The organism is Lederbergia citri, from assembly GCF_018343625.1.
GTDB classification, from domain to species: Bacteria; Bacillota; Bacilli; order Bacillales; family Bacillaceae_C; genus Lederbergia; species Lederbergia citri.
The window spans coordinates 775395-798619 of sequence record NZ_JAGYPG010000001.1 but is presented as its reverse complement, the minus strand read 5'-3'; the positions used below and the strand labels follow the sequence as shown (position 1 = coordinate 798619).

Below are 23225 nucleotides of genomic sequence, written 5' to 3'. Positions count from 1 at the left end.
GCCGATGAAAAAGAAAGCGAATATCATTCTGTTTGGGATTGATAGTCTTAGAAGAGACCGTATGAGTTCATATGGGTACGATCGGTTAACGACGCCACATATTGATAAGTTTGCTGAAGGTGGGGTATTGTTTGAAAATCACTTTAGCCCTAGTATTCCAACAACACCCGGATATGCGTCCATGTTAACAGGGATGGATTGCTTCGGGACAGATGTTGTCGCACTCAGACATAAGGGTCCTTTAGGGGATCACGTTAAAACTTTGCCAGAGGTGTTAGCTGAAAACGGCTATAATACAACGTGTGTAGGCTTTACAGGAAACCCATCCTCAAGAGGATTCCAAAAATATATTGATTATGAAGGTTGGGGACCTGATGAAACTGGTCGTTGTCCTAAAGCTGAAAATTTAAATAATGTAGCAATTCCTGAGTTAAAAAGATTAGCAGGAGAAGATAAACCATTTTTCTTATTTTTAAGGCATATGGATCCCCATTCCCCTTACTTACCGCCAAAACCATATGAACGAATTTTTTATGACGGGAATGAATCTGATCCAAATAATGACTCATTAAATAAATTGAAAGATTTTAAACCATTTGCAGATTATATAACTTCTTGGCTCCCAGAAGGATGTACTGATTCAGAATATGTAGACGCACAGTATGATGGTGCGATTGCATATATGGATGCATGTATTCAAAACATTTTTACTACAGTGGAAGCACTTGGTATTGAAGAAGAAACGTTAATCATTGTTACCTCCGATCATGGCGAAACATTAAATGAGCATGAATGTTATTATGACCATCACGGTCTTTATGAAAATACATTAATTGTTCCTTTAATCATGAAGTTTCCAGGAAAACTGCCAGCTGGAAAAAGAATATCAAGTGTTTCGCTCATAAAAGATATAATGCCAACCGTCTTAAAACTTCTCGATATAGACAGTGATAATTCATTTGACGGTCGCAATCTATTAGAGCTAATTAACAAGGATAGTATGAAAGTTTCACAAGTCTCAGAGTTTTATATAACAGAGTGTACATGGATGAGAAAACATGGTTGGCGTACACCTAAATGGAAATTAATATGTTCCCTTGAACCGGATTTTCATTTTAAACCTGAAATTGAGCTTTATAATCTTATAAAAGATCCTAAGGAGTTAACGAATCTCGCGGATGAAGAACCTGATATCGTCAATATGCTGATGGGAAGGATGAATAAGTATATTACTAAAAGAGAAGCTGAAACAGGCAGAACGAATCCTATGTATACAAATTTAAGCTGGCACGGTCGAGATCATGGGCCATTCAAAACTTCTCAAGAAGCATATGATTCACTGTATATCGGATCAATAAGTACAGCCCAGCAGCTTCAGGAAAAGGATAAAGAAAAAGTTTAAGAAGAAAAGTGCAAGGCGCCCGTTCAGCCCTGACAAGTTAAATGTATGATTCTTTATTGATTCAGGTTATTTACCTTGAGGGCTGGGGCCTGGTGCTAGGACAGCATATGTCTATGTTCAAAAATATAAACGATATAAAAGTACTAATTCTCTATTTACAATAATTAATAGAATGCTTCGAAAGAGTTACTTTCGAAGCATTCTAATTAATCTTGAAAAATATTAGCATATTATGGAAGGGAGCGTCCTATTTGATTAAAGTAGCAGTGGTAGGTGTAAACCATATTGGCAAGCTTCATTGTCGTTATTACAATGAAAATCCACATGCCCAACTAGTAGCCATTTGTGACCTAAATAAAGAACTAGCAGGAAAAGTTGCTGAAAATTATGGGGTTCCGGCTTACTCCGATCTAAAAAAGATGCTTAAGTTTGAAGAAATAGATGTCGTAAGTGTTGCAACTGGCGGATTTGAAAATGGTTCCCATCATTATGAACCAGCAATGATTGCGATGGAATGCGGAAAAGATGTATTGGTTGAAAAGCCAATATCTAACAACATTACAGAAGCTAGGGAAATGGTTGACTACGCAATAAAACAAAAGGTACGTCTAGCATGTAATCTAAACCATCGATATGTACCAACTGCTTATAAAGCTAAAGAATGGATTGATAATGGAGATTTAGGGACAATTCTATTTATGAATATGAAACTAACAATCGGAAATCCAAATGAATCTAGTCCATGGATTCACATGAGGGCATTACACCCACATTCAATTGACGTAATGCGATATTTTTGCGGGGAAATAAAAAGAGTTCAATCTTTTATGACAAAAGCACCTGGAAGAAATGTTTGGTCAACTGCATCGATTAATATGGAATTCACTTCCGGAGCTGTCGGACATTTAATAGGAAGTTATGATATGGATAATAGACACCCGATTGAATATTGCGAAGTTGCCGGTACGAAAGGAAGATTCATTATTAATGATGTATATAACGACATGACCTTTTTCCCGCATAAAGATTCAGAATTAAGAGTCTTCAAAAATTCTGTCCTTTCCGGAATAAATGGTTTTAACGAAACATTTAAAAATCGTATTGATGTTTTTATTCAAGAAATTAAAGATAACATTTCACCTGAAAGAATTACAGGTTCCGGCAATGATGCATTGGCAGCTCAAGAAGTCATTGAAGCAATTATTCGTTCACAAACGGAAAATGGAAAAGTTATTGAGGTAAATAATGATATAAAAGTAGGAAAACAACTGCTTTAAATTAGCTGAATGTTAGTAATATTCTTATCTATTCATTTTATATGATGACTCCTTTAAAAAACATGTGGAGGCACCAATTACTCAGTATTTCTAGTTAATCAATTCGTAGGAGGAGTAACAATGAGTACGACGAGATATCAGAGTAGTGAATACATGAAGACAAAGGATTTCCCTTTCTGGATTCAACGTTTCCGCCATGATTCTAATAATGTACCCCCAGTTCACTCACATGAATTCATTGAATTAGTGTACGTAATACAAGGTAATGCAAAACACGTTTTTGAAGGTCAATCGTATACGATTAAAACAAATGATGTTTTTATTATCAATCCCGGCGAAGTCCATACTTTTGAAGTAGAGAAGAATAAAAGTCTTGAAATAATTAACTGTCTATTTTTACCTAGCTTAATTAAAGATTCATGGCTAAAAGAATTAGGCGTTTCCCAGTCAATGGATTATTTCTATATCCATCCATTTTTAGATCGAAATGAACGGTTTCATCATCTTCTCAATTTAGATGTGAATTATTCTGCTAGATTTCTATCATTATTAGAAGGAATGATGCACGAATATAATCGGGAGAATTCTTGTTATTCGACATTAATACGTCTGCAAATGGTTGAATTATTGATTTTGCTCTCCCGAATTTATAATGAAAGGAATTCGCTTTCTGAAAAACCCGTTACGATGGATAGTAGTAATAGCATATTAGTTCAACGCATTTGCGGCTACTTGTCGAGGAACTATGACCAAAAGGTGTCTATTCAAGACCTATGTCATATTTTCAATATAAGTCCTCGGCACCTTAATCGACTATTTAAGCAAGAGACGAAGAAAACAGTTATTGAAATGTTACATAGTATTAGGATTGAAAAAGCAAAACAATTCCTTTTGGAGACAGATGATAAGGTGATTGATGTCGCCATAAGAGTAGGCTACGACGACTCTGCTTTTTTTAGTAAACTCTTTCGCAAAATAGTAGGATGTCCTCCAGGAAAATTTAAAGGAAAGTCGACCGTAAGCAATATAACTACGATGGTTCATATTTGAAAGGAGTATAAAAATGAGTGTCCATGCGTTACACTATTACGTTAACATCGACCCACATGGTGGAGTTTTAATTAATAGAGAAGTAAGTAGGACTGAGAAGGAAACTCAATTAAAACGGGCTTCACACTTGCCTTCCATAATCGTATCAGAATGGACAATTTCCGATATAGAATTAATTGCTATAGGTGGTTTCAGCCCTTTGACAGGATTTATGAAACAATCAGACTATCAATCTGTAATTAATCATATGCGCCTTGAAAACGGGCTTATATGGAGTATCCCGATTACATTGCCTGTTTCTTTTAAGGAAGAACCCTTGTTTAAAATCGGCCAAGAAATAGCTCTTAAAGGAACGGATGATTGTATTTACGGCATATTAAAGCTTGAGGAAAAATTTTTATATGACAAAAAAGAGGAAGCCCAATTAGTGTACGGCACGACAGATGCTGAACATCCTGGTGTAAAAAAGTTATATGAACAAGGAGACGTTTATTTTGCAGGGCCGATTACCTTATTAAATAGGCCTAATCACGGAGAATTCACTGCTTATTATAAAGATCCTGTCCAAACGAGAGAAATGTTTACTGATCTAGGTTGGAAAACAATCGTTGGATTTCAAACACGCAACCCTGTCCATCGGGCTCATGAGTATATACAAAAAATCGCCATGGAAAACATCGATGGCTTATTATTAAATCCATTAGTTGGGCAAACGAAATCTGATGATATCCCAGCACATATTCGGATGAAAAGCTATGAAGTACTCTTAGAACAATACTATCCTAAAGATAGAGTTCGATTAGTTATATATCCGGCTGCCATGCGCTATGCAGGGCCAAGAGAAGCAATCTTACATGCATTAGTACGAAAAAATTATGGTTGTACTCATTTTATTGTTGGACGAGATCACGCAGGCGTAGGTAATTATTACGGAACATATGAAGCCCAAGAATTAATTAGTATTTACGAAAGAGAAATTGGCATAACCATTCTTAAATTTGAACACTCTTTTTATTGTAAAAAGTGTGAGAATATGGCTACTGCAAAAACATGCCCTCATAGTCAGGAACATCATCTTCATTTAAGCGGTACAAAAGTAAGAGAGCTGTTAAAGAGCGGGATTAAGCCGCCAAAAGAATTTTCTCGTCCAGAAGTTGCTGAAATCTTAATAAAAGGATTGCGTGATAAAGTGAATGATGACAACTGAAATAGGATTCGTATTGTTCGTTCTTATATTAATGTTGCTTGGTCTAGTTTTTGAAATAATTAGGCCAGACATTATTCTCTTTTTTACTTTATCTATATTCATATTATCTGGTGTACTTACTACAGAAGAAGCACTCAGAGGATTTTCAAACGAAGGAATGCTTACTATTGCTTTATTATTTATCGTTGCAGCTGCTATTCAAAAGAGCGGTATCGCAGATGGAGTAATTAGGAAACTATTAGGAAACGGTTCATCCATCAGATGGTCCCTTTTTAAAATTCTTACTCCTGTTACCGCATTCTCAAGTGTTTTAAATAACACGCCTATTGTTGTAACGTTTACTCCTATCTTACGAAAATGGTGTTCAGATCAGCAAATCTCACCTTCAAAATTTTTAATACCATTATCGTATGCGACCATTTTAGGAGGGACATTAACGTTAATTGGAACCTCTACGAATTTAGTTGTTCACGGTATGTTATTAGATGCTGGAATGGAAGGCTTTTCATTTTTTCAAATAGGTCTTGTTGCATTTCCTGCAGTGTTTTTTGGATTGCTTTATGTTGTTTTATTTGGTTATAAGCTTCTTCCTAATCATAAAGTGCTGCTTGACAAAGTGAATGAGCAAAGTAAAGAATACATTTCGCAATTGGAAGTTGGGGAAGATTTCCCTTTTTTAAATAAAACTGTAGAAGGGGCAGGACTTAGAAGATTAAAAGGATTGTTTTTAATAGAAATCATTCGTAAAGATGAAAAAGTGTCTCCTGTAAAATCAACGACTATCATTAGGCAAGGAGATAAACTTATTTTTACCGGTCTTATTTCAACGATTGCAGAATTACAAAATATAAAAGGCCTTCAGCTTAAAACGGACTCCAATTTATCTTTGGATATGTTAAAAAACGGAAATACACAGCTCGTAGAAGCGGTTGTGTCTCATCATTCATCCCTATTATATAAAAAAATACAAGATTCTTATTTTCGCAGTAAATTTGATGCCGGAGTGATAGCTGTTCACAGGCACAGGGAGAGAATAAAAAGTAAAATTGGAGACATCACCTTAAAACCTGGAGATGCCCTTTTACTCTTATGTGGTCCAGACTTTGATAAGAAAATAAAACTATCAAATGATTTTTATGTAACAACCCCTTTAAAAGCACCTTCCATATTAGAAGATAAGAAGCGGGGCTGGTTTTCGTTATTTTTACTACTAGCAATGATTGTATTAGTAACCTTAAATATACTTTCCATGTTAAAGGCAATGATCATTCTTGTATGTATGTTATTACTTGTAAGAGTCATTACTCCAGAAGAAGCAATGAAATCATTGCATTTGCCTGTACTTTTATTAATTGCTTGTGCATTTGGAATCGGTACAGCTTTGTTAGACAGTGGCACGGCTTCATTTTTAGCAAGTGGATTAATCCTCATTGCCAAGCCTTATGGAATATTAGCTGTATTAAGTGTTCTCTATCTCGTAACCAATTTGCTTACTGAAATCATTACAAATAGCGCGGCTGCAGTCATTATGTTTCCTATTTCGATAGAAATGGCTCATATGATGGGAATTGCCCCTATTTCTTTTGTACTTGCTATTACGATTGCTGCTTCAGCTAGCTTCTCCACACCTATAGGATATCAAACAAATTTAATTGTTTACGGACCTGGAGGCTACAAATTTATGGACTATGTAAAGATCGGAATTCCTTTAAATATTATTGTTATGTGTTCAACTATTTTTATGATCTACACTTTTTGGGTATAGAAAAGGAGATTTTTAATGAAATCAACAAATGTTACATGGCACGTACAACATGTAAGTAAAACAGATAGACAATCATTGCATGGGCATAAAAGTGTTATTCTATGGTTTACAGGCTTATCTGCATCTGGAAAATCGACTCTATGCGTTGAAATAGAAAAAAGATTATTTACATTGGGAATGAGCACATACGTATTAGATGGAGACAATATAAGGCATGGACTTAATAAGAATTTAGGATTTAGTCCAGAGGATCGTTCCGAAAATATTCGTAGAATTGGGGAAGTATCAAAATTATTGGTAGATGCTGGAGTTATTACTTTAACTGCATTCATTTCTCCATATCGAAATGATCGGGAACTTATCCGAAATTTAGTTGACCACCATGAATTTATTGAAGTATACGTAAAATGTAGCATAGAGGAATGTGAAAGAAGAGACCCTAAGGGCTTATATAAAAAAGCTAGACTAGGGAAAATAAAGGACTTTACTGGTATTACTGCGCCTTACGAAGAACCTTTTAATCCAGAAATTATAATAGAGAGCGACAAAGAAACGATTGAAGCATCAGTAGAAAAAGTTATACAATATTTAAAAGTGCATCAATATATAGAGTAGATAAATTTTCTTTGAAAAGTATCCTTTGTTATGGGCAATATTTCTCCATAATTAAGGGTCTTTTTTACTTCTGCTTTTTAAAAAATGAAGTTGTTAAACTTTATTCTTGGCGCTTAATTTTCACGGTCAGTACACAATTCTTTTAAGCATGATGTGTCTGCAGAATGTCAATTAACCTATTTTTCTCTTCGGAATTTTCCGCCATTAAAGTTGAAAATCAATAATTGCCTAAACAGAGCATAACAAACATAAGGAGATTATCATGAAACCTATTCCTGATCATATAAAAGAAAATTTAGATGTCCTCTTCGTAGGATTTAACCCAAGTATTCGATCCAGCGAAACAGGACATCATTTCGCTAATCCAACAAACCGATTTTGGACTATATTATACAAAGCCGGAATTACAGATAGAAAATATTTACCTACAGAGGACGATAAATTACTTGATCTCGGTTATGGATTTACCAACATCGTTGCAAGACCAACTAAAAATGCACAGGAAATTTCTTCAGATGAGTATCGGTTGGGGAGAGAGCAATTAAAAACAAAAATTTCAACATACAAACCTAAAATTGTTTGCTTTGTAGGAAAAGGAGTATATCAAGAATATAGCAGTAGAAGGAATGTTGAATGGGGAAGGCAAGCCAGTTCCATCATACCAGGGGTAATTGATTTTGTTGCTCCTTCATCGAGCGGTCTTGTAAGAATGAGTATTGATGATATAGCTGATATTTATTCGGGGTTGCCAAAATTAATTGCTAAACCATGATATTTATCACGGTTTGTCCATGACATATATGTCTTCAACGATCCTTTTCTTTTGTATATGATTGTACATAATAACTAACTATGGAAGGGGATCAGTATATGTCCAAACATGACCCGAAAATCTTGAGAAAACAAATTGCTCCTTATGAAAAATCCAATACAAAAAGCAGTATAAGACAGGTAGTAAATACACTTGTTCCCTTTTTTTTACTATGGGTTCTTGCTTATTTTGCTCTTTCTATTTCCTATTTGTTAACGTTTGGAATCTGTATTGTTGCAGCTGGGTTTCTCGTACGAATTTTCATCATTTTCCACGATTGTTGTCACGGATCCTTTTTTAAAAACCGTCATGCGAACAATATTCTTGGAACTATAACAGGTATACTTACTCTTTGTCCTTATGAGCAATGGAAACATAGCCACTCCATTCACCATGCTACTAGTAGCAACTTGAATAAAAGAGGTACAGGTGACGTTTGGGTTCTTACAATCGATGAATATATGGAAGCATCACCAATGAAAAAACTAGCCTATCGATTATATCGGAATCCGTTTGTCATGTTTGTGCTAGGACCAATCTATATCTTCCTTATTGCTTACCGATTTAATATAAAAAATGCTAGACCTAGAGAGCGTCGAAATACTTACATTACGAATATTTCCATCGTCGCCATTGCTGGATTATTATGTTGGGCGATTGGATGGCAAGCATTTCTGTTAATTCAAGGACCGATTTTCTTCATATCAGGTTCATTAGGCATTTGGCTTTTTTACGTACAACATCAATTTGAAGATTCTTATTTTGAAAATCAAGAAGAATGGGACTATGTAAAAGCCGCATTAGATGGTAGTTCGTATTATAAGTTACCTAAAGTCCTTCAATGGCTTACCGGGAATATTGGTTTTCATCATGTTCATCATTTAAGCCCAAGGGTTCCGAATTATTACCTTGAGGAAGTTCATAATAAACATGAGCGACTACAAGAAGTTCAAACCATAACGATAAAAACAAGCCTTCGTTCCCTAAAATTCCGCCTTTGGGATGAACAAGGGAAAAGATTTGTTGGCTTTAAAGAAGTAAAAATTCTTACCGAAAAGAAAAAGAGAAGTACGAGCATTCCTGCTCAAGTCAAATAAAGTGATGTAGCTCTTTTGTGTTATGATAACAAAGGAGCTACATTTTTAATATTAGTTGAGGTATTTATATATGAAAAAGAAGCCTTTATCATTTCTAAAAAGTTCTGGGATTAATCCTTATATATGGAGTATTTTTACAATATTGCCATTCTATTTTATTTTTCAATCTTCTTCAACGATTGAAATTATAGTTGGAATTGTATTAACGATTGTCTTTTTCATCATCTATAGACTTGCTTTTATATCAAAGAGATGGCCGGTGTATCTTTGGACTAGTATTTTAATTGCGATTTCCATTACGATGACAATCATATTCCAATTTGTTTATTTTGCATTTTATATTGCTTATTATAATGGGAATATAAAAAATCGAATTGCGTTTTTGACCTTATATATCATTCATTTAGTTTGTACGACTTTCTCTATTAATTATGGTTTCGTTTTAAAAAATGAATTATTTATAAAACAACTTCCGTTTATCATCATCATATGGATAAGTGTCATCCTTCTTCCGTTTAATTTATTTAACCGAAAAAAACAGGAAAAGCTTGAGCAACAGCTCGAATATGCAAATAAAAGGATTGCGGACCTAGTAAAACAAGAAGAAAGACAAAGAATTGCTAGAGATCTTCATGATACTTTAGGTCAAAAACTTTCACTTATCGGATTAAAAAGTGATTTAGCAAGAAAATTAGTATATAAAAATCCAGAAGAAGCGAGAAATGAGTTAATGGATGTCCAACAAACTGCAAGAACCGCATTGAATGAAGTGAGGAATATGGTTTCACAAATGCGTGGAATTCGACTTAAGGAAGAATTGGTTCGTGTAAAGCAAATATTGAAAGCTGCTGAGATTGATTTGATCATTGAAGGTAACACGAAATTAAACAATGTCTCGTTATTCTTGGAGAACATATTAAGTATGTGTATGAAGGAAGCTGTGACCAATGTCGTTAAACATAGTAAAGCAACCTTATGCAAAATTTCTATCGATCAAACTAATAACGATATTTGTATCAAAATAGAAGATAACGGTGTTGGAATAGAAGATAGAGATTATGCAAAAGGGAACGGATTACTTGGAATGAGAGAGCGCTTAGAATTTGTTAATGGAAATCTCGAAATAAACAGTAATAACGGAACTTTATTAGCTATGACGGTGCCTAGCGTAATAAAGCAGACGTAAAAGGAGGACCCGAAGTGATTCGAATAGTCATAGCGGAAGACCAGCGCATGATGTTGGGTGCATTAGGCTCATTACTAAATCTAGAAGAGGATATGGAGGTAGTGGGAAAGGCCTCTAACGGGAAAGAAGCAGTTGAACTTGTTAACAAATATCAACCTGACATATGCATCATGGATATCGAAATGCCTGAAAAAACGGGGTTAGATGCAGCAGAGGAACTGAATGGGTTAGGATGCAAAGTGATTATTTTAACTACTTTTGCTAGGACTGGGTACTTCCACCGTGCTATTAAAGCTGGTGTTAAAGGCTACGTATTAAAGGATAGTTCCAGTGAAGAACTTGCTGAAACAATACGTAGTGTAATGGCAGGAAAAAGAGTCTATGCTCCCGAGTTGATGGACGATATATATAGTGAAGAAAATCCACTTACCACTAGGGAAAAAGCTGTTCTCGAGCTTGTGGCAGATGGAAAAAATACAAAGGAAATCGCCGATCAACTTAGTATTAAAGCTGCCACCGTCCGGAACTATATTTCACAAATCTTGGATAAACTTGAAGTAACAAACCGAATTGAAGCGATAACCCACTCAAGGAAAAAAGGGTGGTTTAAATAGGTGTAATTTTTAAAGACGGAAATCAAATAATTGATGAACCGTCTTTTTTCTATTTATAAAAAAGAGTTACAACAAATAATTCAAATTTACAAAAGCAAACAAAAGTTAAATAAACGTATTCAAAAATAAACAAATATAATGTATACTAAAACAAACAACCAAAATATGGAGGGGCAGAATGGTTAAAAACTTATGGAATCATGAATATTCTTCAAAGTTACTACAAGGTGTTGAAGAACTTGTTTATCGTTCGAACTTACTCGGATCAGACCGTTCTATCTGTAACTGGGGCGGTGGCAATACGTCCATGAAAACAGTCGAGATCGACTTTCGGGGACGTGAAATTGAGGTTATGTGGGTGAAGGGCAGTGGCTCTGATTTAGCTACGATGAAAGCTAAAAATTTCACTGGATTAAAAATGGAAGATATTCGACCGTTAATAGAGCGTGAGGAAATGTCCGATGAAGAAATGGTCGCATATCTCACTCATTGTATGATCGACAGCAAGCATCCACGTGCATCAATCGAAACATTGCTGCATGCGTTCTTGCCATTTAATCATGTGGACCATACTCATCCAGATGCAATCATAAGCATTTGCTGTGCAGATAACGGTAAAGAAATTGCCAAGGAAATTTTTGGTGATCGCTTTGTATGGGTTCCATACATTAGGCCTGGATTTACACTTTCTAAAATGATCGCCGAAGGGGTAAAAAACAATCCGAATGCTGAACTTGTATTAATGGAAAAACACGGACTTGTTACTTGGGGCGAAACATCCCAAGAGTCATATGCAAAAACAATTTCGATGATTAACGAAGCTGAGAATTATATTCAACGAATGATTAACGAACAAACGATTTTTGGGGGACAACAATACATAACCTTACCAGAAAATGATCGCTTACAAATACTTTCTAACGTGATGCCAATCATTAGAGGAGCCGTTAGTACAGAAAAGAAAATGATTTTATCACATGATGATGCTGATGACGTTCTACAATTTGTAAATAGCAGGAATGCTAAGGAACTATCTCAGGTAGGGGCAGCTTGTCCTGATCATTTAGTGCATACGAAACGAACACCTCTTTACATTGATTGGAACCCTCAAGTAGAAAATGTTGAAACATTGAAAACTAGAATAATAGAAGGTATTACACAATTCAAACGAGAGTATTCAGAGTATTTCAAAAGAAACAAAAATGATAGTGATCAATTGTTCGAGGCTGCTCCTAGAGTTATTCTTATTCCGGGAGTTGGTATGATTAACACAGGAAAAACATTCGCCATGTCAAAAGTAAGTGGTGCACTTTATCATCGTGCGATAGCTGTAATGAAAGGTGCAACGGCACTTGGGAATTTTGTTTCTTTAAGTGAAAATGAATCATACAACGTTGAATATTGGCCCCTCGAATTATATAAACTAACGCTCGCTCCCCCAGAGCTTGAGTTTTCTCGTAAAGTTGCATTTATAACAGGTGGTGCTGGAGGTATTGGGAGTGCAACAGCTCGCTGTTTAGTTTCTGAAGGAGCTCATGTCATTATTGCGGATTTGAATGTTGAAGGTGCTCAAAAATTGGCATCTGAAATTAACGAAGAATACGGAGAAGGAAGAGCTCATGCTATAAAAATGGACGTAACAAGTGAGACACTAGTAAAAACTGCGTTCGAAAGCACAGCTTTAACTTATGGTGGAGTGGACATTATCGTCAATAATGCCGGACTTGCCACATCCAGTCCGTTTGATGAGACAAGTTTAAACGAATGGAATTTAAATATAAATGTTCTCGGAACAGGATATTTTCTTGTAGCCCGCGAAGCTTTTAAGCAGATGAAAAAGCAAGGCATTGGAGGAAATATGGTTTTCGTTGGCTCTAAAAACTCTTTATATGCTGGTAAAAATGTGACGGCATATAGTTCAGCAAAGGCGCTTGAAACCCATCTAGCACGATGTATAGCGGTTGAAGGCGGGGAATATGGAATTCGAGTGAATTCTGTTTTACCAGATGCGGTCTTACAAGGATCTGCTATTTGGGATTCCAGTTGGCGTGAAGAACGTGCAGCTTCTTATGGAATTCATCCGGATGAACTGGAAGAACATTATAGAAAAAGAACTACATTACAGGTAAATATTTTTCCAGAAGATATTGCAGAATCGATTGCATTTTTTGCATCATCAAAAGCTGAAAAAACAACGGGTTGCATGATTACAGTTGATGGTGGTGTTCCGGCAGCGTTTACGAGATAGAAATATTAAATTTGGAGGTGAAAAAATGCTCCATATTGCGATAGACATTGGCGCGTCTAGCGGACGTTTGGTTGCTGGTAAAGTAGAAAATGGAAAACTCAACATTAAAGAGATTCATAGATTTCCAAATGGTTTTAAAAATAAAAACTTTACTTATGTTTGGGAAATTGATCATCTATTAGCGGAAATTTTAAAAGGATTGTCAATCGTAAAATCGATGGGATATGAAGATTGCACAGTGGGAATTGATACATGGGCGGTAGATTACGCTTTGGTAGGCAAAGATGGGAAACGACTGAATGAAGTTGTTTCCTATCGAGACCATCGTACAGATTATTCAATTGAAAAATTTACTAAGATCATTTCAAAAGAAAAAATATATGAAAAAACAGGGATACAATTTCTACCATTCAATACCATTTATCAGTTATTTGAAGAGAATAAAGATTTATTGAATGAGACAGAAAAAATATTAATGATTCCTGATTATTTAGGCTTTAGGTTAACTGGTATCGCTGCTGCAGAGACGACCAATACTTCTACAACCCAATTGATGAATGTTAAAAAAAGAACATTCGATCCCGAATTACTTGAAGCAATATCCATAAAAACAGAGCAATTTGGAGAACTTGTTGAACCTGGGAATATTCTAGGCACATTGCGACAAGAATGGTTTCCTGACTACGATTTACCGAACTGCACCATCATTAATATAGCATCTCATGATACTGCTTCTGCCATTATTGGAACACCTGGAGAAGGAGAAAATTGGGCTTATTTAAGCAGCGGCACATGGTCTCTTCTCGGAATGGAGCTCGATTCACCTGTCATCAACGAAACTTCCTTTAAAGAAAATTACACGAATGAATGGGGAGCTTTCGGAACCTACCGTTTTTTGAAAAACATTATGGGGTTGTGGATTTTGCAGGAAGTCCAGCGGAAGCTACAAGAGGAAGTTACTTTTGAGCAGCTAATCGAAGAAGCAAAGCAAGTAAAACCATATAGTCAATTTATTAATTTTGATGATCAGCGATTTTTAAATCCAGAAAATATGATTGATGAAATCCAGTCATATTGTTCAGAAACTAATCAATCTACTCCAATAACACCAGGGGAATTAGCTGCGGCAGTGTTTTACAATTTAGCGATAATGTATGCGGTTGCAATCGAGGAGTTAGAGCTAATAGTTGGGAAAAAAATAGAACATCTCCATGTTGTGGGAGGTGGTTCGCGAAATGAATTTTTAAACCAACTGACAGCAGATTTAAGTAAAAAGATCATTTACAGTGGACCCATCGAAGCGACTGCTATAGGAAATTTGGTAATGCAACTTATTTCTACTGATAAAATCAATAGTTTACAAGCAGGAAGATTACTTGTAAGTGAGTCTTTTGATATTAAAAAATATGAACCAAGCTCGTTAAACAATCAAGAGGTAATTGAAGACTTTAAAGCAATTGTTTCTAAGAAAAATAAGAAAGATACTGGAGCATTAAAGAAATTAACGTAACATAATTCTAAAAATAGCATGGATGAGGGTACGTTGATTGTTCATCGTGGCTGTAATGTGGCTGTAATCAGAAAAAAATACATTGGGAAAGGCAGGACGAATCACGAATCGTGACCTTCATAAAAAATCATTAATCTTTATGAGAGGAGAACCAGTAAATGATCCGAGAAAATTACGTAATGGCCAAAAAAGCGTATGAAAAATGGGGTATTGATGTTGACGATGCGTTAGAAAAACTTCAGAACGTTCCTATATCCATCCATTGCTGGCAAGGAGATGATATTTCAGGGTTTGAAGTAAATCAAAGAGAATTGTCTGGTGGTATTGATGTAACTGGAAACTATCCAGGTAAAGCTACAAATCCTGAGGAGCTTAGAATGGATTTGGAAAAAGCTCTTTCTCTTATTCCTGGAAAACATCGGGTAAATTTACACGCCATATACGCTGAGACGGATGGAGTTGTCGTCGATCGAAATGAAATTGAACCAAAGCATTTTGAAAACTGGGTAACTTGGGCAAAAGAGAGAGGACTTGGATTAGACTTTAATCCGACTTTATTTTCTCATGAAAAGGCTGAAGATGGACTTACATTATCACATCCTGATGAGGAGATTCGTCAATTTTGGATTGAACATTGTATTGCCAGTAGAAAAATTGGTGAATATTTTGGAAAGGAACTTGGTTCTCCATGTCTAACAAATATTTGGATTCCTGATGGATATAAAGATATGCCGAGTGACCGTCTAACACCGAGAACAAGACTTAAGGATTCCCTTGATCAAATTTTTGCTGAAGATGTGGATGAATCACATAATATAGACGCAGTCGAAAGTAAGTTATTTGGAATTGGATCAGAAGCATTTGTCGTTGGGTCACATGAATTTTATCTTGGATATGCGTTAAAAAATAATAAGCTATGTTTATTGGATACTGGTCATTTCCATCCAACTGAAACAGTATCCAATAAGATTTCGTCGATGTTGCTATTTAGCGACAAATTAGCCCTGCATGTTTCTCGACCTGTCAGATGGGATAGTGATCATGTTGTCGTATTGGATGATGAGCTTCGTGAAATCGCTCTCGAAATAGTGAGAAATGATGCACTTGATAAGGTTATGATCGGACTGGACTTTTTCGATGCGAGCATCAATCGAGTAGCTGCATGGACAATTGGTACCAGAAATATGATAAAAGCATTACTTTATGCATTACTTACACCAAATGAATATATGAGACAGCTACAAGATGAGGGCAATTATACTGAAAGACTAGCATTAATCGAAGAATTTAAAACTTACCCATTCGGAGCTATTTGGGACTATTATTGTAAAATAATGGATGTTCCAGTAAAGGAAGCATGGTTAAATGAAGTAAAGGCATACGAGGAGAAAATTTTATCAAAACGTTAAATCCTATTGTCATGGCACAATAGTCGTACTGATAAATCTGTGTTATAATTTTATTATCACAAATAAACAAAAAGAAACAAAAGTCAGGGGCGTTTACCTTGCTCGTAGCAGAAAGACATAAAAAAATTATAGAAATCGTTAATAATCGTTTAAGCATTCGTGTTTCCGAATTAAGTGAAATTTTTTCGGTAACGGAAGAAACGATTCGTCGTGATCTTGAAAAATTAGAAAGTGAAGGGAAGCTTCAAAGAAGTCACGGGGGAGCCGTTAGTATACAAGAATCCAATTCCGAAATTCATTTTTCAGAAAGGGTTATTACAAATGTTCCTGAAAAGAAAGCGATCGCAAAGGAAGCTGCAGATCAAGTAAATAATGGTGACAGAATTATTTTAGATGCAAGCACCACGGCATGGTACATGGCAAAAGAATTGCCAAACATTCCACTTACTGTAGTAACCAACTCGATAAAAGTCGTTATGGAGCTAAGCAAAAAAGAAAAAATCGAAGTTATCTCCACAGGGGGAAAACTTCTTTCGAGATCATTATCTTTTGTAGGACCTTTAGCTGAACAATCCATATCAAACTACCATGTAGATAAAGCTTTTATATCGTGTACAGGTGTTCATTTTGAGGATGGTCTTAGCGATTCCAATGAACTTCAGGCACTGATAAAAAAACAGATGATGATGAGATCTGAATTAGTTTATTTAATGGCAGATTCAAGTAAATTCGGTAAAAGGTCGTTTTCACAAATTTATCCAATCCAAGAAGTGGATGTCGTTATTACAGACAAAAAAATAGATCCTCTTGAAAAAAATATGTTGGAGGAAAATAACATCACTGTCGTAACTACGCAATTAACAAATTTCCAAGCCTTTCAAGAACGACAATTGCCTATTTTAAAAAGTAAAAATCAAAAGCTAAGGCTTCGTCGATAATTCAGTGCTTGATTTATTATTGATTTTCTTCTATACTTGCAAAAATAAATAATGTGATTTCGGTGATAAAGAGAGTATTTATGATCATTTCTGAAGCGAGTTAGGGATGGTGGGAGCCTAATAGAAGAATCATAATGAAGCGCACTTTTGAGAAATATACCTGAAACAATGAGTAGGGTAATATCGGGGAGGACCCCGTTATCAATTCAAGAAGGTTCATATGAACAATAAGAGTGGTACCGCGGGTAATCTCGTCTCTAATTTGAGGCGAGATTTTTTTTATTATCACAATTGGAGGTATGTAGAATGGATTTTATAAAAACATATGCCGAACAAATAACGGCTTCCTTAAATGAAGCATTAACATTAGATGATGTCATACAGTTAATTGAAAAACCGAAGTTCGAAGATCAAGGTGATTTAGCATTTCCATGCTTTACACTAGCCAAGCAATTAAGAAATGCCCCTGCAAAAATAGCCCATGAAGTAGCAAGCAAAATTAATCATCCTTTTTTTGAAAAAGTAGAAGCAAATGGACCGTATGTAAATTGCTTTCTTAATAAAAATCTAGCCAGTCAGATGATTTTACAATCACTTTTACAAGTAGGAAATGATTATGGATCGCTTGATACAGGGAAAGGGAAGACTATCACGATTGATTTTTCATCTCCTAATATAGCTAAACCATTTTCAATGGGGCATCTAAGATCAACTGTAATCGGAAATGCTCTTGCACTCATAGCTGAAAAATGTGGCTATAAAGCTGTTAGAATCAACCATTTAGGGGATTGGGGAACACAGTTTGGTAAACTAATTGTTGCTTATAATCATTGGGGTCATGAAGAAAAGGTAAAAAATGAGCCCATAAAAGAATTATTAAGCCTTTACGTAAAATTTCATGAAAAGGCAGAAACTGATCCAAGTTTGGAAGATGAAGCAAGAATGTGGTTTAAACGATTAGAGGAGGGGGATATTGAAGCGCAAAACCTTTGGAAATGGTTTAGAGATGAATCTTTGCATGAATTTACGAAGATCTATTCTTTGTTAGGTGTTCACTTTGATTCTTATCACGGAGAAGCTTTTTACAACAATAAAATGGATAAAACGATACAATTGATAAGTAATAAGGGTTTACTAACGCCATCTGAAGGTGCTCAAGTTGTTGAATTAAAGGAATTTGACTTTCCTCCATGCTTAATTATGAAAAAAGATGGAGCATCACTTTATGCAACAAGAGATTTAACTGCGGCCTTATACAGAAAGGAAACGTATCAATTTGAAAAAGCATTGTATGTAGTTGGGCAGGAACAAAGCCTTCATTTTAAACAAATATTTCTAGTCCTTGAAAAAATGGGATATTCCTGGGCAAAGGAAATGATCCATATTCCATTCGGGTTTATTTTAAAAGATGGCAAAAAGATGTCGACAAGAAAAGGAAAAGTTGTGTTATTGGAAGAAGTCATCATTGAAGCAATTCAAATGGCTAAAAAGAATATTGAAGAAAAAAATCCGAACCTTTTAAAAAAAGAAGAAGTGGCCAATATAGTGGGTGTTGGAGCTATTATTTTTCACGACTTAAAAAATGAAAGACAAAACAATATCGAATTTTCCCTTGAAGATATGTTAAAATTCGAAGGGACGACCGGACCTTATGTACAATATACTCATGCGAGAGCTTGCTCAATTTTAAGAAAAGCGAACTTTAACAGTCTTAACACTGATCCAATAGGATTAAATGATGATTATTCCTGGCCAATCGTGAAGCTTTTAATGCAGTTTCCTGCCGTGATCGAAAAGAGCTTCGAATATTTTGAACCATCCATTATTGCAAAATACTTGCTTGATATATCAAAAGAATTTAATAAATATTATAGCCATGTTAAGATTTTATCAAATGAAGCTGGTATAGAAAGTCGACTAGCACTTGTTAAATCTACAACAATTATATTAAAAGAAGGTTTAAGATTATTAGGGTTAAAGGCACCTGAAGAAATGTAATGAATGGGTTAGAAACATAATATAAATAAATGAATATGATAAATGGTACGAATTGTGTGCTTATTAGGAAATCTTGAAAGAGCGTTGCTTATGATTCATTATTAATTTAATATCTATATATACTTAAAATAAATTAAGAGGCAGAATAAAATGAAAGAAATTTTAATGATTTTTAAAGATTTACAACAAATGGTCCCTGATGCGGAATTAGCGATAACGGAACCATTATCAAAACATACATTTATTAAAACAGGCGGGATTGGCGATGTTTTTATTAAGCCATTTGATGTAAATGGTCTGCAAAAAATTGTAAAATATGCATTTGCACACGATATCCCGTTGACGGTATTGGGGAAAGGTACCAATGTTATTATTAGAGATGCGGGAATACGAGGAATTGTCGTAAGCCTTGACCAATTAAATAAAGTATCAGTGATAAATGAAACCATAACAGTAGGAAGCGGAGCAAATATTATTGATGTTTCAAGAATAGCTTTGCAGCATCAATTATCTGGATTGGAGTTCGCCTGTGGAATTCCTGGAACGGTTGGTGGTGCATTGATTATGAATGCAGGTGCCTATGGCGGAGAAATTTCAGAGGTATTAACAAGTGCAACCGTCCTTACTCAATCAGGGGAGTTTCGTACCTTAAAAACTGGTGAATTTCAATTTGGCTATAGGAGTAGTGTTTTTGCCAATGAACATCTGATAATAGTAGAAGCTGTCTTCTCGTTAAGGAAAGCAGATCCTACATTAATTAAAGGGAAAATGGACGAAAATACATTTCTTCGTGAGTCAAAACAGCCGTTAGAATACCCTTCTTGTGGAAGTGTATTTAAGCGACCACCGGGTAATTTTGCTGGAAAACTAATTCAAGAAAGTGGTCTCCAAGGAACGAGAATTGGAGGAGCCGAAGTTTCTACAAAACATGCCGGATTTATTGTCAATGTGGACAATGCTACATCGACTGATTATATTCAGTTAATAGAACATGTTCAAAAAACGGTAAAAGAAAAGTTTGGAATTGATCTTGAAACAGAAGTAAAAATAATAGGGAAGAATCCTGAAGGATAAGGCAATTTGTCTTAATGGCAAATTGCTTTTTTCTCTTCTTTATATTTAAATATGAATAAGTCACACAACCAAAATTACTTAATTTATCTTACTTTATAGGAAAATGGAAGCGCTTTATTAAAAAAAGGGGGATTGGTAATGTTTATAACAAGATAGAGATCACTTCTATCCAAATGATGCTCTTTATCAAATTGGTTATCATCCTGATGCATCTTGGTATTATGCGGAAGATACCCCAATTATACAAAACCTTGGCAAGTGTTTACCTGAAGTGACTAGGCAAAAATTAGGCATAACTTGGGTGGACTTTACAATAAAGGATTCATTGATATTCCAGAACTTATTAAATGTGATTCAGAGATGATAGGCTTCTTTCATTCCTCTTTACGTTTCTTGTATGATACTCCTTTTAGTGAAGTAGGCACACGATATACTAGCAATATAGCAACTTTGACCGATGCCTTATTCGTAGCTAAGCTACGAGAAATAGTAAAATCATTACCAGAAGAACAGCTGAGCAATATAAATCAAGAATATATATTCTTAAAGAGTTTGAGCCAAAAGCGATAGAAATACGGATTGAAAACTTGTTTTCTTTTTATATTAAACTAAAGGGGGACTAATAGCATGAACGGAATTCATCTCCATCCACATGATATTATTGATGAAGGTACGGATCAAATTTTTACTCTATTAAATGTAATGGGGGATATTCATTATATTTTTCCGCAAGTGAATACGATTTTTGAACGTAACCCTTATCCAAGGGGTATGTTGCCTCATAATTCTGTTCATGAATTTGTTCAAGGAGAAGGTACATGGCATGTACCGCTAGATGTAAAAATGATTTATGGAGAACTATATCAAAAGGTTGATTCTGGAGTACAAAAAGGCGAAGACTCCATACAATTGTTAAAAGAGGCTTCATCAAATACGTCTTTCAAAATTATTCCTTGGCTGAATTTGTTAAATGGAGATTTTCAAGGAAATTTGGCTAATAATGGAGTCATTGATTTTCGCGGAAACTACACTGAGAATTGGTTATGTCCAAACGGACCTGATGTTGTCCCGATGTGGTCTAAATTAATTATCGCGTTAACAGAAAAATACGGATATACGAATTATTTGATCGATAGAATACGATTTCCTGACTGGGCTGGGAAAGAAGTAAATCCAAAAGGATTATTCAGTTGTTTCTGTCCTCATTGTAAAAAAAGGATGGAAACATCTGGCATAATTGTTTCCGAACTGATTGATACAATGAATATGGTTGCTGCCCAATTAAAAAGCCAAGACTTCCAATCTGCTGTTAGTATATTGCATCAATCAGAAATAATAAGTAAATGGATTCATTTTAGGCAAGATAGTGTCTCTTCTTTTGTTGAAAAACTATTAAATGAAATCCAAAAGGTAAATCCTCACATTCAATTATGGTTGGATTTGTGGCCACCTTCATACGCCTGGTTGTTAGGTCAAGATTATAGCCGATTAACAAAAGTATCAAATACATTAAAGCATTTTCCATATCATAAACTTGGCGGTGGTGCAGATGTACAAGGGTTTATAGAATACTTTGCGGATACTTCAGCTAAACAGGAAAAAGCTTTCCAAGCTTTTCTTACATTTTTTAACTTACAATACAACATATCGTATGAAACATTTAAAGAAAATGGTTACCCAATCTCCTTCGTTAAAAATGAAAATGATAAGGTGCGTGCACTTTCGGAAGCAAATACGCATATATTTAGTGGAATTCAAATGTGGAATATTGAAGAAAATCATTTAATTGAAGCACTGGAAGCTGCAAAAAATAGTGAAGCCGACGATGTGCTATATTATTGTTACGGATGGGCTAATGAAAAGCTATTTCATACTGTTGGAAAATGGAATAAAACCAAAATGAAGTAAAGTTTTTTTGGGGGGAGTTAGAATGAAGCGGCTTATTTATTGTATACCTATATGTCTTCTTATCTTCTTTTTAACTGCTTGTACACAAATTAACTCCCAGTTGGCCAGCGGAAATAGTGCATTGCCATATAACCCTAATGAAAATATCGATTATTCGACTAGTGAACTAAATTCAATCTATTTTGCTGGTGGATGTTTTTGGGGTGTAGAAGCATATTTTGCTCGAATATTAGGTGTGAAAAATGCGACGTCTGGATACGCGAACGGCAAAGGGACAACACCCACATATGAAGATGTTATCAAAGGAGATCGTGAATTCGCTGAAACTGTCCATGTTGAGTACGACCCTAAAAGAGTATCCTTAAACGAACTTCTGACCTATTTCTTCAAGGTAGTTGACCCGACAAGCATAAATCAGCAAGGAAATGATAAAGGGATTCAATATCGTAGTGGCATTTATTTTGAAGATAAAAGTGATGAAGCTATTATTAAAGCCTATATTAAACATGAACAAGAAAAATACAATGAAAAAATTGTAACCGAAGTATTACCGATAAATAACTTTTTCTTAGCAGAGGATTATCATCAAGACTATTTAGAAAAAAATCCAAATGGATATTGCCATATTGATTTAAGTATTTTGGATGAAGATGATGATGAAGCTCAAAGTTATTTAAAACCTAGTGATGAGGACATTAAGAAGAATCTTTCGCAAGAACAATATGAAGTTGCTATGCTCGATGGGACAGAACCCGCCTATCACAATGAATATTGGGATTTTTATGAGCCCGGCATCTATGTTGATATCGTAACAGGGGAGCCCCTTTTTTCAAGCCGAGATAAATATGACTCTGATTGTGGTTGGCCAAGTTTCACTAAACCCATCTCCCATAAAGTGGTAAAATACGAAGAGGATACAAGCTTCAAAATGAACCGTACTGAAATACGAAGTCGTGTAGGTGATATTCATCTAGGCCATGTTTTTGATGATGGTCCGATTGAAGAAGGTGGGCTCAGGTATTGTGTTAATAGTGCTTCACTTCGATTCATACCGATAGAAGACATGGTAAAAGAAGGCTACGGGGACTTCATAGAAGAGGTAAAATAATGCAGGCA

General features: G+C 35.3%; 18 protein-coding genes and 1 other annotated feature. All 18 genes read left to right on the top strand.

Translation table 11 applies throughout. The features are described from left to right. Positions 1 to 4 precede the first annotated feature (4 nt). The 18 genes from KHA97_RS04075 (at position 5) to msrB (ending at position 23217) form a co-directional block, all read left to right on the top strand. Positions 5 to 1402 carry a sulfatase gene (locus KHA97_RS04075; protein WP_213123452.1) on the top strand — a complete coding sequence of 466 codons (1398 nt, stop codon included), beginning with the start codon at positions 5 to 7 and terminating at the stop codon, positions 1400 to 1402. Positions 1403 to 1653: 251 nt separating this feature from the next. Then, the gene (locus KHA97_RS04070) at positions 1654 to 2679 is read left to right on the top strand and encodes a Gfo/Idh/MocA family protein (RefSeq protein WP_213123451.1); all 1026 of its coding nucleotides are present in this window, start codon (positions 1654 to 1656) and stop codon (positions 2677 to 2679) included. A gap of 120 nt (positions 2680 to 2799) precedes the next feature. After that, positions 2800 to 3729, top strand: coding sequence for an AraC family transcriptional regulator (locus KHA97_RS04065; protein WP_213123450.1), 930 nt, complete (start codon positions 2800 to 2802; stop codon positions 3727 to 3729). A 13-nt stretch (positions 3730 to 3742) separates the two neighbouring features. After that, entirely contained in the window at positions 3743 to 4936 is a 1194-nt protein-coding gene (gene sat / locus KHA97_RS04060) for a sulfate adenylyltransferase (protein ID WP_213123449.1), read from the top strand. Continuing rightward, positions 4923 to 6701: an SLC13 family permease gene (locus tag KHA97_RS04055; RefSeq protein WP_325167402.1), complete on the top strand. Its 1779-nt coding sequence runs from the start codon at positions 4923 to 4925 to the stop codon at positions 6699 to 6701. Before sat ends, KHA97_RS04055 begins: the two co-directional genes overlap by 14 nt. A 15-nt stretch (positions 6702 to 6716) precedes the next feature. Continuing rightward, positions 6717 to 7316 (top strand): adenylyl-sulfate kinase, encoded by a 600-nt coding sequence (gene cysC / locus KHA97_RS04050; protein ID WP_213123448.1) that lies wholly within the window; start codon positions 6717 to 6719, stop codon positions 7314 to 7316. Positions 7317 to 7578: 262 nt separating this feature from the next. Then, on the top strand, positions 7579 to 8088 hold the full coding sequence (gene mug, locus KHA97_RS04045; protein ID WP_213123447.1) for a G/U mismatch-specific DNA glycosylase: 510 nt from the start codon (positions 7579 to 7581) through the stop codon (positions 8086 to 8088). A 98-nt stretch (positions 8089 to 8186) separates the two neighbouring features. Then, positions 8187 to 9224, top strand: coding sequence for a fatty acid desaturase (locus KHA97_RS04040; RefSeq protein ID WP_213123446.1), 1038 nt, complete (start codon positions 8187 to 8189; stop codon positions 9222 to 9224). A gap of 70 nt (positions 9225 to 9294) precedes the next feature. Next, positions 9295 to 10410, top strand: coding sequence for a sensor histidine kinase (locus KHA97_RS04035; protein ID WP_213123445.1), 1116 nt, complete (start codon positions 9295 to 9297; stop codon positions 10408 to 10410). A 14-nt stretch (positions 10411 to 10424) separates the two neighbouring features. After that, the gene (locus KHA97_RS04030; RefSeq protein ID WP_213123444.1) at positions 10425 to 11024 is read left to right on the top strand and encodes a response regulator; all 600 of its coding nucleotides are present in this window, start codon (positions 10425 to 10427) and stop codon (positions 11022 to 11024) included. A gap of 178 nt (positions 11025 to 11202) precedes the next feature. Then, positions 11203 to 13272 (top strand): bifunctional aldolase/short-chain dehydrogenase, encoded by a 2070-nt coding sequence (locus KHA97_RS04025; RefSeq protein WP_213123443.1) that lies wholly within the window; start codon positions 11203 to 11205, stop codon positions 13270 to 13272. 25 nt (positions 13273 to 13297) lie between these two features. Further along, entirely contained in the window at positions 13298 to 14782 is a 1485-nt protein-coding gene (gene rhaB, locus KHA97_RS04020; RefSeq protein WP_213123442.1) for a rhamnulokinase, read from the top strand. A 158-nt stretch (positions 14783 to 14940) separates the two neighbouring features. Beyond that, the gene (gene rhaA / locus KHA97_RS04015) at positions 14941 to 16191 is read left to right on the top strand and encodes an L-rhamnose isomerase (protein WP_213123441.1); all 1251 of its coding nucleotides are present in this window, start codon (positions 14941 to 14943) and stop codon (positions 16189 to 16191) included. A gap of 98 nt (positions 16192 to 16289) precedes the next feature. After that, positions 16290 to 17129, top strand: a complete 840-nt coding sequence (locus KHA97_RS04010) for a DeoR/GlpR family DNA-binding transcription regulator (protein ID WP_213123440.1) — start codon at positions 16290 to 16292, stop codon at positions 17127 to 17129. Between the two features lie 53 nt (positions 17130 to 17182). Then, positions 17183 to 17391, top strand: a binding site (T-box leader). 44 nt (positions 17392 to 17435) lie between these two features. Next, positions 17436 to 19127: an arginine--tRNA ligase gene (gene argS / locus KHA97_RS04005; RefSeq protein WP_213123439.1), complete on the top strand. Its 1692-nt coding sequence runs from the start codon at positions 17436 to 17438 to the stop codon at positions 19125 to 19127. Between the two features lie 150 nt (positions 19128 to 19277). Then, complete coding sequence (gene murB, locus KHA97_RS04000; protein ID WP_233713282.1) at positions 19278 to 20201, top strand: UDP-N-acetylmuramate dehydrogenase; 924 nt, start codon at positions 19278 to 19280, stop codon at positions 20199 to 20201. Between the two features lie 627 nt (positions 20202 to 20828). Next, entirely contained in the window at positions 20829 to 22109 is a 1281-nt protein-coding gene (locus tag KHA97_RS03995; protein WP_213123438.1) for a hypothetical protein, read from the top strand. Between the two features lie 22 nt (positions 22110 to 22131). Further along, a complete protein-coding gene (gene msrB, locus KHA97_RS03990; protein ID WP_213123437.1) occupies positions 22132 to 23217 on the top strand; it encodes a peptide-methionine (R)-S-oxide reductase MsrB in 1086 nt (361 codons plus the stop codon). The last annotated feature ends 8 nt before the right edge of the window (positions 23218 to 23225 follow it).